The sequence below is a fragment of the Arthrobacter sp. D3-16 genome, from assembly GCF_054408515.1.
Genome location: NZ_CP096437.1, coordinates 3,987,760 through 4,003,462, shown reverse-complemented (window position 1 = coordinate 4,003,462; position 15,703 = coordinate 3,987,760). Strand labels below are relative to the sequence as shown.

The following is a 15,703-nucleotide window of genomic DNA, read 5'->3' as shown; positions in this document are numbered from 1 at the left end:
AACTGGACCCCGCCCACAAGGGCGATTATTTACCGACAGAATCATTCAACGACAGGGGAGCGCCGCCGTCGGGCATCACTGGCCATGCCAGGGACCGCAGGTGGGCGCTGAGAGTGCGGACAGCCGCAGACCCTCGAACCTGATCCGGTTAGTACCGGCGCAAGGGAGTCGAGTTCTCGAAGTGCGCGGCAACGGCGGCAACGCCGGTTGCTGTATCCACTTTCCCCTCCTGTTCCTCAGGAGGATCGCATGGCAACGACAGTAATCAAGAAGACCACCAGCAAGTCCTGGCGCGTCGTGGACATCGTGGTGGCAGCCCTCATCGCCATCGCAGGCGGCGTCATTTTCTGGGCCTGGTCCCAGGGCGCAGCCGCAGTCTCGGCACCAATGAACGCCGTTTATCCGCCGCTGACCGGCTTGTTGGCCGGCGGCTGGATGATCCCCGCGGTGCTGGGCATGCTGATCATCCGCAAGCCAGGCGCCGCACTGTTCTGCGAGACCGTGGCCGCCACCGGCGAACTCCTCATGGGCTCGCAGTACGGCGCCTCGGTACTGTTCTCCGGGTTCGTCCAGGGACTGGGCGCCGAGATCATCTTCGCGATCTTCGTGTACCGGAAGTTCAACCTGCCCGTAGCACTGCTCGCGGGCGCTGCCGCGGGCTTTTTCTGCGGCCTGAACGATTCCTTCGCGCCCTGGGGCTGGAACATCGCCTACTCCGGCGGGGACAAGCTGGCTTACATCATCTTCACTGCCATTTCCGGCGCCGTGATCGCGGGAGCCCTGTCGTGGATCGCCACCCGCGGCCTGGCAAAGACCGGTGTCCTCAGCTCCTTCGCGTCACGCAAGGCAGCATCGGAGCCCGTCTTTTCCTGATGACTGCTCCTTCCCTCTCCGGCGCTGCCGTGGCGGCGCGGCCGGCTGCAGTCACTGCCAGGGGCTGGGGCTGGCGGCATGCCGGGCGGTCCAAGCCTGCCGTCCGTGCCCTCGACCTGGACATTCAACCCGGCGAACGCGTGCTCCTGCTGGGCCCGTCCGGCGCCGGCAAGTCCACGCTCCTCCACGCACTGGCCGGGGTGCTGGGGGATGCGCACGACGACGACGGCGAGGCGGGCGATTCCGATGAGTCCGGTTCGCTGCTGATCGACGGCGCCTCCCCCCGGGAGCAGCGCGGCCGGGCCGGATTGATGCAGCAGGATCCGGAGACCCAGGTTGTCCTCTCGCGCGTAGGTGACGACGTCGCCTTCGGCGCCGAGAACCTTGCCGTACCCCGCGCTGACATCTGGGCCCGCGTGCACGAGGCGTTGGACGACGTCGGGCTTGCCCACCTGCCGCTGGACCATCCGACGTCGGCCCTGTCCGGCGGTCAAAAGCAGCGCCTTGCGTTGGCGGGCATTCTTGCCATGCGGCCGGGGCTGATTCTCCTCGATGAGCCAACTGCCAACCTGGACCCTGCCGGGGTGGTGGAGGTGCGGGACGCTGTGGGCCGCTGCCTCGACAAAACCGGGGCAACCTTGGTGGTGGTGGAGCACCGTGTAACCGTGTGGAAGGACCTGGTTGACCGGATTGTGGTGCTGCAGCCCGGCTCTTCAACCGATTCCGCAGTGCTGCTGGACGGCCCGCCGGACCAGGTCCTCAGCGAAGCCCGGACCATGCTGATCGAGGCCGGGGTCTGGGTGCCCGGCTACGTCCCTCCGACGCGCCTCCGTGCTGCCGGTTCGGCTCCGGCGACTGGCGACCTGCTGCTTGCCGCCGAGGAGTTGGCCGTGTCGCGTGAACATGCGCGCCGCAAGGGCTTCCGGAAGGTGCCGCCGGTGCCGGTGCAGCAAGGCATTTCCGCGCAGGTAAGGGCCGGTGAGGCGCTGGCCATCACCGGGCCGAACGGAGCGGGGAAATCGACATTTGCGCTGACGCTGGCCGGGCTGCTGGAACCGGTTGACGGCAAGGTTTCCGCCACCCTGGCCCTCAGCCGGGGAGCTGGAATTGACCCTTACCAGTGGAAGGCCGAGCAGCTGATCGAGCGCGTGGGTACGGTGTTCCAGGAGCCTGAGCACCAGTTCGTCACGGGGAAAGTACTGGACGAACTGATGTTCGGCCCGCGGCACCTTGGCCACGGAGAAGAGCGGGTGGATGAACTGCTCGAGCGGCTCCGGCTCACCGGGCTCGTCGACGCCAACCCGTATACCCTTTCGGGCGGCGAGAAGCGGCGGCTTTCCGTCGCCACGGTCTTGGCCGCGCACCCCCAGGTCCTGGTCCTGGACGAGCCAACCTTCGGGCAGGACGCCAACACCTGGGCTGAGCTGGCATCCTTCCTGTCCGAGCTCCTGGACGCGGGCACGGCGGTAGTGTCCGTGACCCACGATGCCGAGTTCACGGCTGCGCTGGGCGGAACGGAACTGCGGCTGGCTGCTGCGGCGGCGGTGTCGCCATGAGGCAGGAGTTGAACCTGCGCGGCAACCACGCCCTGCTGACCCGTGCCAATCCGTTGAGCAAGTTCGCCGCCGTCTTCCTGATAACAGCAGTGCTGGCGCTGTCCATTGACTGGGTGTCCGCGTCAGTGGCGCTGGTCTTTGAGTTCCTGCTGTTCCCATTGGCAGGCCTCACCCTGACTCTGCTGTGGCAGCGGGGCTGGCCGCTCATCCTGGCCGCCGCCGTGGGTGGCTGGAGCACCTCCATCCTGGCGCCGGACAGCGGAAAGACGCTTATCGACGTCGGCATCTGGACCATGAGCGAAGGCTCCCTGGAGCTGGGGGCCGGGTTCATGCTGCGGGGGTTGGCGATTGCGCTGCCGGCGGTCCTGCTGATGAGCTGCACTGATCCCACGGACCTTGCCGATGCGCTGGCGCAGAAGGCACGCCTTCCGCACCGGTTCGTGCTGGGAACCTTGGCCGCCATGCGGCTCGTGGGGCTGATGGCCGAGGAATGGCAGACCATCGGCATGGCCCGCCGCGCCCGCGGCGTCGGTTCCCGCGGTAATGCCCGCCAGCGGCTGAAGGCGACGCTGGGGCAGAGCTTTGGCCTGCTGGTGCAGGCCATCCGGCGTGCTTCCCGGCTTGCCGTCACCATGGAGGCCCGCGGCTTCGGCGTCGGACGGCGGACCTGGGCTCGGGAATCCACTTACAGCGCGCTGGACCTTTGGGTGCTGGCTGCCGGAGTGCTGATGGCCGGTGGAGCATGTGTTGCCGCAGTATGGGCCGGCACCTGGAACATGGTGTGGCTGGGGACCTGACGGCTCACACCTCCGCTGGTTCAGCCGCAGGAGTAGTTGTAATCAAACTTTCTCGTCACGAACTGGGTGAGCATGACTTCACCGCCTGCGGTCAGGGGCGGGTCTGAACAGTTGGCTTTGGCTCCGGTTACCGTGCGCGCCCCCGCCAGCCAGCTCGGCAGGGAGTAGAGGTTGCTCGAGTTGTTGACGGTTCCCACAATCCGGCTCCATTGAAGGCCGGTTGAGTAGATCCCAACGTCCTTGACATCGATGCTCTGGAAGAAATCCGTCATGCCCTCCAGGACTGCACGGTTGGCATCCTTGTCCGTGGACCAGGAGTTCTCGGTTTCCACATCCAGCCACCAGACGTAGTCGGAGGGGTTGCTGATCCCGCGGATGTAGGCGTCGTCCCAGGCCTTGGCGTAGCCGTACATGTAGGCGCACGCCCTGCCATAATCCTTTTCCCCGCAGGAGCCGTAGGGGTTATGGACGGCCGACCCTATCGGGTACTCGTTGCTGGAGGGCCACCACGAGCCGCTGCTCCCGGGGTTGGCGGTGTTCACGTAAAGGGACACCTCAGGCTGGGCCGAATTGCCGGACGAGGTCGCAGCCCACTCGAGCTGTTCCTGCAGGCAAGGATTGGTGTTATTGGCCAACCCGTTGTTGACGCCGACGATGGCAAACGCCTGGCCTGCGGGAAGATCCTTGCCGCATTGGGGCCATGAGACGTCGTTGCCGAGCGTTGACTGTTTCCCTTCTCCCGGCGATGGCGCTGCGGACGCCGCCGCAGCGGGAACCATGAGCAGGGCTGCGAACAGCACGCCGGCGAGTCTGGCTGCGGCTTGGCTGCCTCGATTCCAGCGCATTCAGCGCCTCCGTCGTCGTCGAAGGAAGAGGTTTATCCAGTTTCCTCCGGTTCGGCGGGCAGGGTCAACAACCTCCTCAGGCTGAGTTCTATCGCATGTAGTGGGTAAACGCTCTCGGGTAAGCACCAAATGTGCGCTGAATCTTGAGCTGTAACTCATTTATGATATATTCGTCGCATGACGCAGGAAACTACGGAACACGTTGCCGCCATGCTCCGGGACGCCCGGGGCGAGAAAGGCTGGACCCAGGGCCAGCTGGCTGCTGAACTCGGCACCAGCCAGAGCGCCATCGCCCGGATGGAGCAGGGCAAACAGAACCTGAGCCTGAAGATGATCCAGAGGCTCGAGACCATCTTTGGCCGGAGCATCGTCAACGTCGGCAAGCCGCAGATGACGCACCTTCGCGTGGAGGGCGGCCGCACGCTGTCCGGAGCCGTTGATGTCAACAGCAGCAAGAACGCCGGCGTCGCCCTGCTGTGCGCCAGCCTCATCAACCGCGGGACGACTGTTCTACGCCGTCTTGCTCGAATCGAGGAAGTTAACCGCATCGTTGAGGTGCTCAGCAGCATCGGGGTCGAGTGCACCTGGCTCAATGATACCGACCTCCAGCTCCGCAGGCCGGCCGTCCTTGACTTGGCGGCCATGGACGTGGAGGCCGCCCGCCGCACGCGCAGCGTCATCATGCTGCTGGGGCCGCTGCTGGATGAATCCTCGGAGTACCGTCTCCCGTACGCAGGTGGCTGCGACCTGGGCACGCGCACTGTGGAGCCGCACATGCAGGCGCTGCGCCAGTTCGGCCTCGCGGTGGAGGCCACTGCCGGCTTCTATGCCGTCCAGGCTCCTTCGGCCGATACCCGCGACCGTTCCTTCGTCCTGACCGAACGCGGCGATACTGTCACCGAGAACGCCATCATGGCAGCGGCCCACCGCGAGGGGACAACGGTGATCCGCAACGCCAGCCCCAACTACATGGTGCAGGACCTCTGCTTCTACCTCCAGATGCTGGGCGTCACGATCGAGGGCGTCGGCACCACCACCTTGAAGATCACCGGACGTCCCAGGATCGATGCCGAGATCGAATACTTCCCCTCCGAGGACCCCATCGAGGCAATGAGCCTCATCACTGCCGGCATCGTCACCAACTCCGAGGTGACCATCCGCCGTGTCCCCATCGAGTTCATGGAGATCGAGCTGGCCACGCTGGGGCAGATGGGCCAGCAGCTTGAAATCTCCGGCGAGTACACGGCACGCAACGGCCGGACCCGGCTGGTGGACGTGACTACCAAGCCTTCAGAGCTGCACGCGCCGGAGGACAAGATCCACCCCATGCCGTTCCCCGGCCTTAACATCGACAACCTGCCTTTCTTTGCTGTCATTGCCGCCAACGCGGGCGGGCAAACCATGATCCACGACTGGGTTTACGAAAACCGGGCCATCTACCTCACGGAGCTGAACCGGCTCGGTGCGCAGGTTCAGTTGCTGGATCCCCATCGGATCTATGTCAACGGGCCTACCAAGTGGCGGGCCGCTGAAGTTGGCTGCCCGCCGGCCCTGCGCCCCGCAGCCTGCCTGTTGCTGGCCATGTTGGCAGCCCGGGGCGTCTCCGAGCTGCGGAACATCTATGTCATCGAACGCGGGTATGAGGACCTGGCGGAACGGCTGAACACTATCGGCGCCAAGGTGGAATACTTCCAGGACTGAGCATTCACGCTTCGTCATGAAGTCCTGAGGACCTTCAAAAGTTCCTCAGCTGCCGCAGAATGTGAGTATGCGAACATTCGGCGTTGAGGAAGAGCTCCTGATCGTTGATCCGGAAAGCGGGGAGCCGCTTGCCCTCGCTGATGCCCTGCTGTCCATCCGCCGGTTGGCGGCCGATGACGCTCCTGACGCCGCCCGGGACCTCGTAACGGAAGACAAGACCGTTTACGACGACGACGAGATGGGCCTGAGTGCCGAACTCAAGCTGGAGCAGATCGAGACCCAGACGCGGCCATGCCTGGAGTACGGTGTGCTGCTTGACCAGATCCGGGCGGGGCGCTCGCTCGCTGACACGGCTGCCAGGAAGCATCATGCGCGCGTGGCGGCGCTGGCCACGTCGCCCCTGGGACTGGCCAGCCACACTACTCCTGATCCACGCTATGCCAGGATGTTGGAGCGCTTTGGCCTGACGGCCCAGGAGCAGCTGACCTGCGGTTTCCACGTCCATACTTTCATTGAGTCACCCGATGAGGGTGTGGCTGTGCTGGACCGGATCCGTGACAAACTTGCCGTCCTCACAGCACTGAGCGCAAACTCGCCGTTCTGGAACGGAGTCCAGACCGGCTTCGAAAGCTACCGCACGCAGGCGTGGAACCGCTGGCCCACATCCGGTCCCGCCGGTATTTACGGGACATATTCTGCCTACCGAAGGGTGGTCGCCCGCCTTTTGGACAGCGGAGTGATGCTGGACGAAGGGATGCTCTACTTCGACGCCCGCCTGTCCCGGAACCACCCCACTGTGGAGGTCCGGGTTGCAGACGTATGCCTCCGGGCCGAGGACGCAGCCCTTCTTGCCGTTCTCGTCAGGGCGCTTGTGGAGACTGCCAGCCGTGAGTGGCACGAGGGGGTTGAGCCCGCGCCGGTGCCCACCGTACTTTTGCGGATGGCTTCCTGGCAGGCAAGCAGTGGCGGACTCAGCGGGGAACTCCTGGATTTCGGTACGTTCCGGCCCGCGCGGGCCAGCGATGTGGTGCGTTCCCTGGTGGATTACCTTGCCCCGGTATTGCAGGAGCAGGGCGAACTCGCCCTGGCTTGTCAGGGCGTGGAGGACATCATTGCGCGAGGGACAGGGGCAGCTGAACAGCGTCGAATCCGCGACAGGGCCTTGGCCGCGTCAGCTCCGGAGGACCTGGGCTTTGGCGCAGTGGTCAAACATGCGGTGGAGGTGACGATGCGCGGCTCCGTCAAGCTTCCGGTTGCCGACGGGTCCCCCGAGCTGCTGCGCGTCCGCCAGTCCTAGAAGGCAGAGGTAGCGGCATCCAGCCAGAGGTGCCAGTCCGGGAACGGGTCCTTGGGCAGTTCGTCTTCAGAAGGGCCAGGGTCTTCCGGCACATCAAAATCCGGCAGGTCAGAGTCTTCCGGCGGGTCCGCGTCTTCCAATGGGTCCGCGTCTTCCAGCGGGTCCGCGTCTTCAGGTAGGGCAAAGTACCCAGGCACGTACAGGTCCGAGGGCTCCGAGTCAGCCTGAACGGAGGCATCCCAGAGTTCCTCAATCCATTTCGGCCACACTGGTGGTTCCCAGTCGGGGTGTTCGCTTTTGTAGTGGCGGCCGGTGGGTGAGATCCAGCCGGGTGGTTCGTTTTGGGTGGCTGGGGTGGGTTTCCAGCCGCCGGTGTGCCGGAGTTTGTGGTGTTTGCCGCAGGGCTGGCCGAGGTTTGATATTCCGGTGGTGCCGCCTTGGTGCCAGGCGAGGAGTTGGTCCGCTTCGTTGTCCAGGGAGTTGTTGCTGCAGCCAGGGAACGGACATTTGCCGTCCCGCATCCTGAGCCAGTTCCGCATTGCCTTGGTCAGCCGGTAGCTGGTCCGGCCGATCTCCAGCGGCGCACCGTCCCGCGGATCCACCAGCACCCGGTAAAACGAATCGGCACCGTCAGCGACCAGATCACGTGCCATTGAGGCGGGGATCGGGCCGGACCCGTCCTGCATCGCCGGTTCATCGGTCAGGCCCAGCAGCGAGAAGACCGGCACGGTCCCTGGTGTTGAGGAGCCCTGCAGCGAAGTTGTCGGCCCGGAGCTGGGTCAGGGTGCGCGGCTCATCCGGTCCCTGCATGCCCCGGGAGATGGCGGTGAGCCGGTCCCAGATCGCGGAGGCCTGGTCCGCGGGCAGGCACGCGGCGACCCAGCCCATCCCGTCAGTGTCCCGCCAGAATTCGACCCTTCGGTCCGCCACACTTTTGGCATGCCGGGCCTCCAGGCTCTCCGGGTGATGGCGCTCCCGCCAGGTCCTGGCCTTGGTTTTGAACCGGTACGCCGGCAGCTCCCCAACCGGACACCCCCGGGCAGCGTTCGGCGCGTCCGGGTCCAGGAAGTGCGCCTCCAGCCCTGTTGCCCCGTTACGGTCAAGGCTCGCGGTCTGGTCCACCATGGTCCGGGCGTGCGCCCAGGAAATCGTCCCGGACTGCAGTGCCGCCAGGGTCCGCGGCAGGGACGTGGTCAGGGCATGGGAGTCGGCGAGCAGGGCACCGGCGGCCCGGTCACCGATCGCCAGGACACACCCGACCTCGGCGACCAGGCTCCGGTCCTGCGCCGTCGCCTCATACGGCGACCGCGCCGGAGGATTCAGCGCTTTCGTGGCTTCGGCGAACAACGCCACCGCCTGCACCTTCAGGGCCGCCAGTTTCGCTTCCGACCGTGCCACGCTCCAAGAGCATCCAAAGCCCCATCAGCAACCCGCTGCAGCGGATCATCATCCAGTCCAGCGGCATCGGAAACAGCAGTATCGCCGCCAGCGAGCACGGCAGCAAACGCAGTGACAGAAGCATCAACAAGCTTCTCCGCCTGCACCACTGCCGCGTTCGTTTCCATACCTCCATGATGGCGAGGGGGTCTGACAAAACGGGGCCCAAAAGTCCTCCGCTGAAAAAGAATCCAGGAAACTTTTCTGCCCTGCACCGATTCCATCCGAGCTCACCTGACGCTGGCTTCAGCGGGATGAACAGCACAGCAACAAGGCAGGAAGAATCAGCAACCCGTGGTGCGCGGCAAGGAGCCGTGCCATACTCGGCGCGTGACGGCGTCGTACTCCTTCAGAGCTGAGCTATGGCTTTACCCCGGCGAGGCAGGCTGGCATTTTTTGACGCTCCCGGCAGACGTCGCGGACGACATCCACGAACAAAGCGCCGGCGCCAGCAAGGCATTCGGATCCGTCAGAGTGACCGCGGAGATTGCAGGGCATTCCTGGCAGACCTCGCTGTTTGCGGACCAGAAAGCCGGTTCCTACCTCTTGCCCGTAAAGAAGGCCATCAGGGACAAAGCCCGGATCAGGCAAGGCGACGAAGTGTTCGTCCACCTCTCCATCCTGGGCGCCTGAGAACGCCCTCGCCCACGCAGCAGCGCAGGTGCCGGAGCCGCCCCAGGCACCTCTAGATCTGCTTCAGCGCCTGTTCCAGGTCGCCAATCAGGTCGTCCACGTCCTCCAGGCCCACGGAAAGCCGCACCACGCCGTCGCTCAAGCCAATGGCCGCCCGTCCCTCCGGGCCCATGGCCCGATGGGTGGTGGTGGCCGGGTGGGTGATGAGGGACTTGGCATCGCCGAGGTTGTTGGAGATATCGATGATCCGCAAGGCATTCAGCAACGCAAAGGCGGCCTCTTTGCCCGAGCGGCCACCCGTCGTCGCGAGCTCCAGGGTGAGGACCGTACCGCCGGCGCTCATCTGCTTTGCAGCCAGCTCGTACTGCGGGTGTGACTTCAGGAGCGGGTACTTCACCCAGCTCACGGCGGGTTGCTGCTCCAGCCACTCGGCCAGCCGCAGGGCCGACGCCGATGAATGGTTGACGCGCAGTGCCATGGTCTCGAGGCCCTTGGTGAGCACCCAGGCGTTGAAGGCGGACAACGACGGGCCGGTGTGGCGCATCAGCTGCTTGACCGGTCCCTCGATAAATTCCTTGGTACCCAGGATGGCGCCACCCAGGACGCGTCCCTGGCCGTCGATGTGCTTCGTGCCGGAGTAGACGATGACGTCGGCACCCAGCTTCCCGCAGCGCTGCAGCAGGGGAGTGGCAAAGACATTGTCGACGACGACGGTGGCGCCTGCCGCGTGCGCGAGTTCACTGACGGCGGCAATGTCGACAATTTCCTGCATGGGGTTGGACGGCGACTCAAAGAACACAGCAGTGGTGGGCCGGGACAGGGCGTCACGCCACTGCTCCAGGTCCGGGCCGTCCACAAACACCGTCTCCACGCCCCACCGGGGCAGGATTTCGTTCAGGATTACGAAGCAGGAACCGAAAAGCGATCGGGCGGCCACCACGCGGTCGCCGGCGGCCAGCAACGCACCCAAGGCGGTAAAGACGGCGGACATGCCGGACGCCGTCGCAAAGCACGCCTCGGTTCCCTCAAGGAGGCGGAGCCGCTCCTGGAAGGTGGCCACCGAGGGATTGCCGTAGCGGGAGTACACAAAGCGCTCGTCCTCGCCCGTGAACGCCCGCTCGGCGGCCGCAGCGGACTCGTAAACGAAGCCCGAGTTCAGGAATACTGCCTCGCTGGTTTCCTGGAAGTTGGTGCGGTCCAGCCCGCCGCGGACTGCCTGGGTGTCAGGGCTCCAGCCGGCGGCGTCTTCGTTGAAGGTCACTTAGTTCTTTCCGAGGTTGGTGGGCAGGCCGCGGTTCTTCCAGCCGTTGACGGTGCGTTCGCCGTAACGGTCCGGTTCGCCCTCAAAACCCTCCAGCACGTTGTAGGAGGTGAAACCGGCCTGGGTGGCGGCAATCGCGGCCGCCACGGAACGCTGCCCCGAGCGGCACAGGAATACCAGCTCCGTGGAGGGATCCTCCGGCGCCTGCTGGGCCAGGTGGGCGATGAAATTGGGGTTGGGTATGCCTCCCGGGAACGTCCACTGAATGAACAGCGGATCGTTGTCGGTGGCCTTCGTGTCCGGGATGCCGATATGGGCCCACTCGCCCTCAGTGCGCACATCCACCAGGATGGCTCCCTGCTCCAGCTTTTCCCAGGCCTCCTGGGGCGTCAGGTCTCCGGCGTAGCTCATGCGTGGCCCTCGCCGTCGAACTCGAGGTCTTCGCCTGGGGATTCAAGATTATCCACTGCGGTCGCCACAGCGGCATCGGCCGAAGCGATTGCTGCCGGCAGGACCAATGCCTGCGCCACGATCACCTGGCCGCCGTTGGACGTTGCCGCCGGGCTGCCGTGCAGCACATAGCCCTCTGCCAGGGCGGCGGAAATCCGTTCGCAGAAGGACCTGTCATCCGGTCCGGTGACAAGCCGGTAGGAAAGTCTTTCTTCAGGGGCAGGTGCGTCAGACACGACGGATCTCCTTCTCTCACGCTTGCAACTCGAATCGGTCGATATGCCGAGTATTCACCTGAGGCACCCCGCCGCGGAAGGAGGGTTGCCGACCGGCCAGTCAGGGCTTGGCACCGGTACTCATTACTCCCCAGAAACGTAACACTTGGCACGCAGGGCCGCATCGCCGCCGTCGTCATGTTCCGTAACTGAACCGGGCGCGGTGCAGCAGGCGGGGAAGTCCGCGACACCGGAGGAACGGACGACGACGGCATCGCCGCAGGTGGGCGCCCTTTCCTTGCCTTTTCCGGACCGGCCGCCAGATAAAGTTTCTTACGGGGCAGTGCCTCATCATCAGAACCAGCACCCGGGGGTCCCCATCAGCACGCCAACTGCCGCGCCACAACACCGTACCGGTCATTACCGCGGATCCGGGATACGCGTGGTTGGGGCGCTCCTTACCACACTGCTGATTGCCCTCGTGGCTGTGGTGCTGCCTGCGGGGTCAGCCCAGGCCGCGAGGAGTTTCCCGGAAGAGGGAAAGCCGCTGCTGGGCGCAGTCCTTGAATGGGGCGAGGATACCGCCGCCGGGTTCGCTGACCGGCTGGGTGCTGCGCCCGCTATTTTTGGCCACGACATAGCCTTTCCCTACCGCCCGTCGGAGCAAAACGACGTCGAGGGCTTCCTGGAACAGGCCTCCCTGCAGGGTGCCCACGCGATGCTCACCGTGAAGCCAACGGTGCCGCTGGACCAGATTAATGACACGGACGCCAAGGGCTTCGCCGGGGAGGTGCGGGAGCTTGCTTCCACCTTCAAAGGGCAGCTGCTCATCCGGTTTGCCCCCGACATGAACGCAAGCTGGGTTGAGTGGGGCCAGCAGCCCGCTGCGTACCGTGCCGCGTTCCGGGCAGTGGCGGCGGCGTTTCGCGAGGCCGACGCCGGCGGCACGGTGATGGTCTGGGAACCGTACTTGGGCACGGACTATCCGTTCGACCGGAACCGGAACGCGCCTGCCCAGGGAAGTGAAGGGTTCGCGCTGCTTGACACCAATGGCGACGGCGAGTGGGACGGCGCAGACACCGCCTACGAACCCTACTATCCCGGGGACGATGCGGTGGATTGGGTAGGCCTGACCGCCTTCCACGACGACACCGCCGGCGGAGCGCCGGTCAATACGGTTCCCCGTTCAGGGGAGCTGCAGGGGATGCTGACGGCTTCCGGCGGGGAAAACTTCTACGCCACCTACTCCGAGGGGCGGGACAAGCCTTTCCTCCTGCAGACCGCCGCCTTTTACAGCCCGGCCTCCGGCGGTGCATCGGAAGCGGAGATCAAGGTCGCCTGGTGGGACCAGGTGGTTGGGGTCGCTACCGCCGCTGAATTCCGGATGGCAGGGGCTGTGGTGTGGGACGAGCGGACCAGTACCAGGGACACCGGCGTGGCCAGCATCGACTGGCTGCTCACCGGGAACCCGGCCATTGCCCATGCGGCCTTGGACAGGCTGGACTCGTCCACCATCGTCACCGGGCCGGTCACGGAAGTCAGCTCCGGCAGCACGTACGTCCGGGCCAACACCCTTACCGGGGCCGCTGCCTGGACAGTAGGGGCGGCGCTTCTCATCCTCCTTGTTGCCCTGTGGCAAATACCCCGCAGGATCAATGCCGCGACAGCCTGGGGGTACGCGGACCCTTCCGGCAGGGATTCGCGCGTGGATATGCTGCGCGGCCTGGCCATCGTGTTTGTTGTGGTCAACCACTTGGGCATGACCTCGCTGTTCCAGCTGCTCACGCAGGAAGCGGTGGGCTTTGTTTCAGGTGCCGAACTCTTCGTCCTCTTCTCCGGGCTGGTGGTGGGCATGGTGTACGGGCCCAGGGCCAAGGATGACTTCGGAACGGTGATTGACCTTACCTCGCGGCGTGCCGGCAAGCTCTACCTGACGGCACTGATAGTCCTCATCGGCGTCTTCCTGGCCTCGCTGCTGCCGATCTTCCGGACCGACGCCCTCACCACGTTTGTGGACCAGGGAACGGGCGGCGCGGGGCACGACGGCGCCGGCCGTACCTATGACCTTTATGCCGGGATGGAATCCTTGTTCCAGTTCCCTGTGCCGCCACAGGTGCTTCCTGCCATCCTGCTGCTGCAGTTTGGCCCGTGGCAGTTCAACGTGATGGGGCTTTACGTGGTGCTGCTTTTGGTCAGCCCGCTGATCCTCGCGGCGCTCAACCGCGGCAAGGCGCTTTGGGTGCTGGCCGGGACCCTTGCGGTTTACGCAGTGGGGGCGGCCACGAGGTTCCGGCTCCTGCCGTCACAGTTCGAGGACTCGTTCCCGTTGCTCGTGTGGCAGGTGCTGTTCGTGATCGGACTGGTGGCGGGGTACCACCGGCGCAGCATCGTTGCCTGGCTCTCGGAGAGGATCTGGGTGGTGGCCGCGTGCACCGCCGCAGCACTTCTGTGTGCATTCCTCTCGTGGGGCAACCCGTACCTGGCCAACGGCTTTGACGTCCGCCTCGCCATCATCCCGGACACCCTGTACCGGTCGCTCTACGATGTGCTGTTCGCAAGGACGTACCTCGCGCCGGGCCGCCTGCTTAACGTCCTGGTTCTGGTGGTGGCGGCGTACGCCTTCCTTACCGCGTACTGGAAGCCGGTACAGCGGGCCGTTGGCTGGTTCCTGATTCCCCTCGGCCGCGCCACCCTCTATGTATTCATCATGCATGTAGTGCTGATTGCGGTGGTAGCCAATATTCCGGCGCTGCAGCAGGAGAACGTGCTGCTCAATACCGCGGCCTACGCCGTTCTGCTGGGGCTTCTTTGGGTGATGGTCCGGAGCAGGTTCCTCTTCCGGATCATTCCCACGTAGCGCGTCCACCTCAGTGCCTGCGGCGTCGGGGAAGCGTTTACTTAGCGGAAATAAGAACGCTACAGCACCGACACTGTCACAGCATTTGACGAAACATTTGACCCTTACGCTCACCTCGTAACACTCCGGTGAAAGGGAAAAAATGACAGATGCGACTCGCAGGAACTTCCTCCGCTACGTGGGCATGGTGGGAGGGGCCGGGGTGATGTACGAGACTATGGCCGCGATGGGCTTGGCTCCTGATACGGCCGCGCCTGCCTATGCTGCGCCCCGTGCCGATGACGTGCGGGGCAAGGGTAAGAGCGTGGTCATTTTGGGCGGCGGCATAGCCGGCCTCACAACGGCGTATGAGTTGGGCAAGGCGGGCTATAAAGTCACCATACTTGAAGCCCGGATGCGTCCGGGAGGACGAAACTGGACCGTGCGTGGCGGTACCGAGGAGACTGACCTCCGCGGAATCACCCAGCGGGCAACGTTCTCGAAGGACCAGTACATGAATGCCGGCCCCGGCCGCATTCCCCAGCACCACATCACCCTGGACTACTGCAAGGAACTGGGGGTGGCCATCGAGCCGTTCACCAACCAGAACGCTGACGGATACCTGTTCCGGGAAGGCAACACCAAGCTCTCCAACACCCCTGTCCGCCACCGCGCCGCCAAGGCCGATGTCTACGGTTACGTCTCCGAACTCCTCGCCAAAGCCACCGACCAGGGTGCCTTGGACAGTTACATGAGCGCGGCCGACAAGGAGAACCTGATCACGTTCCTGCGGAACTTCGGAGCCATCGGCGGAAAGGTTCCCGGTGATGCGGCGGCGAGCTTCAAGTACACCGGCACGGGCCGCAAGGGTTACTCGGTGGCACCGGGCGCCGGGCTGGAAGCCGGAACAGCCTTGGCGCCGGACGCCCTTTCGGATGTTTTTGCCAGCGGCGTGGGCAACTATTTCTCCTTCGAATTCGGCTGGGACCAGGCCATGATGATGTTCCAGCCCGTGGGCGGCATGGACCGCATCCCCTATGCGTTCGAAGCGGCCATCGGAAAGGACAAGTTCATTTACGGGGCCCAGGTCCTGTCCATGAACAACACCGCCGCCGGCGTAGCGGTGGAGTACACCAACCCGGGCGGACAGGCCAAGAAGATCGAAGCGGACTTTGCCGTCTGCACCCTGCCGCCGCAGATCGCAGCCACGGTACCGGGCAACCTCCCCACAGATGTTCTCGACGCCTTGAAATTCGCAAGCCCCAGCGACGCCGGCAAGATCGGCATCGAATACTCCCGCCGCTGGTGGGAGGAAGACCACCGCATCTACGGCGGCATCACCAACACCAACATCGACCTCGGCAACATGTGGTACCCGTCCACCGGCTTCCACGGACAGCGCGGCACCATGGTGGGCTACTACAACACCGGCGCCAGCGCCCGCGTGTACAAGGAACTCAGCCCGGAAAAGCGCCTCAGCCGCGCCCTCGACCAGGGCGCCAGGATTCACGGCGACGTTTACCGCAAGGATGTTGCGGCGTCATTCTCGGTCGACTGGGGGAACACCGCCTTTTCCGAAGGCGCCTGGGTGGGCTGGCCGTCGCAGACGGACGCCAAGTACGCCAAGCTGCTGGAACCGTCCGGCAACATCTACTTCGCCGGCGACCATCTGAGCCACGCCATCGCGTGGCAGCACGGCGCCATGACCTCCGCCCGGGCCGCCGTCACCGCCCTGCACAGCCGGGCGGCAGCAATGGTGGCCGGATGAAGCCTGTCCCTGCCCCCGCCATAACTCAAGCCAA

12 protein-coding genes, 1 pseudogene and 2 riboswitches are annotated in these 15,703 nt (G+C 64.9%); of the genes and pseudogenes, 8 read left to right on the top strand and 5 right to left on the bottom strand.

Annotated features, from left to right (window positions below):
• Positions 1-43: 43 nt before the first annotated feature.
• Positions 44-184, top strand: a riboswitch (TPP riboswitch).
• Between the two features lie 65 nt (positions 185-249).
• From M1D32_RS18700 to M1D32_RS18690, 3 genes are read left to right on the top strand one after another with little or no spacing between them, the layout of a single operon-like run.
• Positions 250-873 carry an ECF transporter S component gene (locus M1D32_RS18700; protein WP_458780111.1) on the top strand — a complete coding sequence of 208 codons (624 nt, stop codon included), beginning with the start codon at positions 250-252 and terminating at the stop codon, positions 871-873.
• Positions 873-2,429 carry an ABC transporter ATP-binding protein gene (locus tag M1D32_RS18695; protein ID WP_458780110.1) on the top strand — a complete coding sequence of 519 codons (1,557 nt, stop codon included), beginning with the start codon at positions 873-875 and terminating at the stop codon, positions 2,427-2,429. The genes M1D32_RS18700 and M1D32_RS18695 overlap by 1 nt, the downstream gene beginning before the upstream one ends.
• Entirely contained in the window at positions 2,426-3,226 is an 801-nt protein-coding gene (locus M1D32_RS18690; RefSeq protein ID WP_458780109.1) for an energy-coupling factor transporter transmembrane component T family protein, read from the top strand. The genes M1D32_RS18695 and M1D32_RS18690 overlap by 4 nt, the downstream gene beginning before the upstream one ends.
• A 20-nt stretch (positions 3,227-3,246) precedes the next feature.
• Here the strand turns inward: M1D32_RS18690 and M1D32_RS18685 are convergent, their stop codons facing one another.
• Entirely contained in the window at positions 3,247-4,071 is an 825-nt protein-coding gene (locus M1D32_RS18685) for a hypothetical protein (RefSeq protein ID WP_458780108.1), read from the bottom strand.
• A 177-nt stretch (positions 4,072-4,248) separates the two neighbouring features.
• Between M1D32_RS18685 and M1D32_RS18680 the strand changes: the two genes are divergently transcribed.
• Both M1D32_RS18680 and M1D32_RS18675 read left to right on the top strand, forming a co-directional pair.
• Positions 4,249-5,772, top strand: coding sequence for a UDP-N-acetylglucosamine 1-carboxyvinyltransferase (locus M1D32_RS18680; RefSeq protein ID WP_458780107.1), 1,524 nt, complete (start codon positions 4,249-4,251; stop codon positions 5,770-5,772).
• 67 nt (positions 5,773-5,839) lie between these two features.
• The gene (locus tag M1D32_RS18675) at positions 5,840-7,069 is read left to right on the top strand and encodes a glutamate--cysteine ligase 2 (RefSeq protein ID WP_458780106.1); all 1,230 of its coding nucleotides are present in this window, start codon (positions 5,840-5,842) and stop codon (positions 7,067-7,069) included.
• Here M1D32_RS18675 and M1D32_RS18670 read toward each other — a convergent pair.
• Positions 7,066-8,634, bottom strand: a pseudogene (locus M1D32_RS18670) (HNH endonuclease signature motif containing protein). The gene M1D32_RS18675 and the pseudogene M1D32_RS18670 overlap by 4 nt on opposite strands.
• A 202-nt stretch (positions 8,635-8,836) precedes the next feature.
• Here M1D32_RS18670 and M1D32_RS18665 point away from each other — a divergent pair.
• On the top strand, positions 8,837-9,139 hold the full coding sequence (locus tag M1D32_RS18665) for a DUF1905 domain-containing protein (RefSeq protein WP_458780105.1): 303 nt from the start codon (positions 8,837-8,839) through the stop codon (positions 9,137-9,139).
• A gap of 52 nt (positions 9,140-9,191) precedes the next feature.
• On the opposite strand, the gene M1D32_RS18660 is transcribed toward M1D32_RS18665, so the two are convergent.
• From M1D32_RS18660 to M1D32_RS18650, 3 genes are read right to left on the bottom strand one after another with little or no spacing between them, the layout of a single operon-like run.
• A complete protein-coding gene (locus M1D32_RS18660; protein WP_458780104.1) occupies positions 9,192-10,400 on the bottom strand; it encodes an O-succinylhomoserine sulfhydrylase in 1,209 nt (402 codons plus the stop codon).
• A complete protein-coding gene (locus tag M1D32_RS18655) occupies positions 10,401-10,811 on the bottom strand; it encodes a rhodanese-like domain-containing protein (protein WP_458780103.1) in 411 nt (136 codons plus the stop codon). It abuts the gene before it with no gap.
• Entirely contained in the window at positions 10,808-11,086 is a 279-nt protein-coding gene (locus M1D32_RS18650) for a DUF1737 domain-containing protein (protein WP_458780102.1), read from the bottom strand. The genes M1D32_RS18655 and M1D32_RS18650 overlap by 4 nt, the downstream gene beginning before the upstream one ends.
• Positions 11,087-11,099: 13 nt before the next feature.
• Positions 11,100-11,214, bottom strand: a riboswitch (SAM riboswitch).
• Positions 11,215-11,507: 293 nt separating this feature from the next.
• Between M1D32_RS18650 and opgC the strand changes: the two genes are divergently transcribed.
• Positions 11,508-13,922, top strand: a complete 2,415-nt coding sequence (gene opgC, locus M1D32_RS18645) for an OpgC domain-containing protein (RefSeq protein WP_458780101.1) — start codon at positions 11,508-11,510, stop codon at positions 13,920-13,922.
• Positions 13,923-14,064: 142 nt separating this feature from the next.
• Positions 14,065-15,669: a flavin monoamine oxidase family protein gene (locus M1D32_RS18640; RefSeq protein ID WP_458780100.1), complete on the top strand. Its 1,605-nt coding sequence runs from the start codon at positions 14,065-14,067 to the stop codon at positions 15,667-15,669.
• The last annotated feature ends 34 nt before the right edge of the window (positions 15,670-15,703 follow it).

Excerpts from the sequence above, each read along its gene's own strand:
- M1D32_RS18655 (WP_458780103.1), bottom strand. The coding sequence starts at position 10,811 with ATGAGCTACGCCGGAGACCTGACGCCCCAGGAGGCCTGGGAAAAGCTG.
- M1D32_RS18690 (WP_458780109.1), top strand. The coding sequence starts at position 2,426 with ATGAGGCAGGAGTTGAACCTGCGCGGCAACCACGCCCTGCTGACCCGT.
- M1D32_RS18700 (WP_458780111.1), top strand. The coding sequence starts at position 250 with ATGGCAACGACAGTAATCAAGAAGACCACCAGCAAGTCCTGGCGCGTC.
- M1D32_RS18675 (WP_458780106.1), top strand. The coding sequence starts at position 5,840 with ATGCGAACATTCGGCGTTGAGGAAGAGCTCCTGATCGTTGATCCGGAA.
- M1D32_RS18685 (WP_458780108.1), bottom strand. The coding sequence starts at position 4,071 with ATGCGCTGGAATCGAGGCAGCCAAGCCGCAGCCAGACTCGCCGGCGTG.
- M1D32_RS18695 (WP_458780110.1), top strand. The coding sequence starts at position 873 with ATGACTGCTCCTTCCCTCTCCGGCGCTGCCGTGGCGGCGCGGCCGGCT.
- M1D32_RS18680 (WP_458780107.1), top strand. The coding sequence starts at position 4,249 with ATGACGCAGGAAACTACGGAACACGTTGCCGCCATGCTCCGGGACGCC.
- M1D32_RS18640 (WP_458780100.1), top strand. The coding sequence starts at position 14,065 with ATGACAGATGCGACTCGCAGGAACTTCCTCCGCTACGTGGGCATGGTG.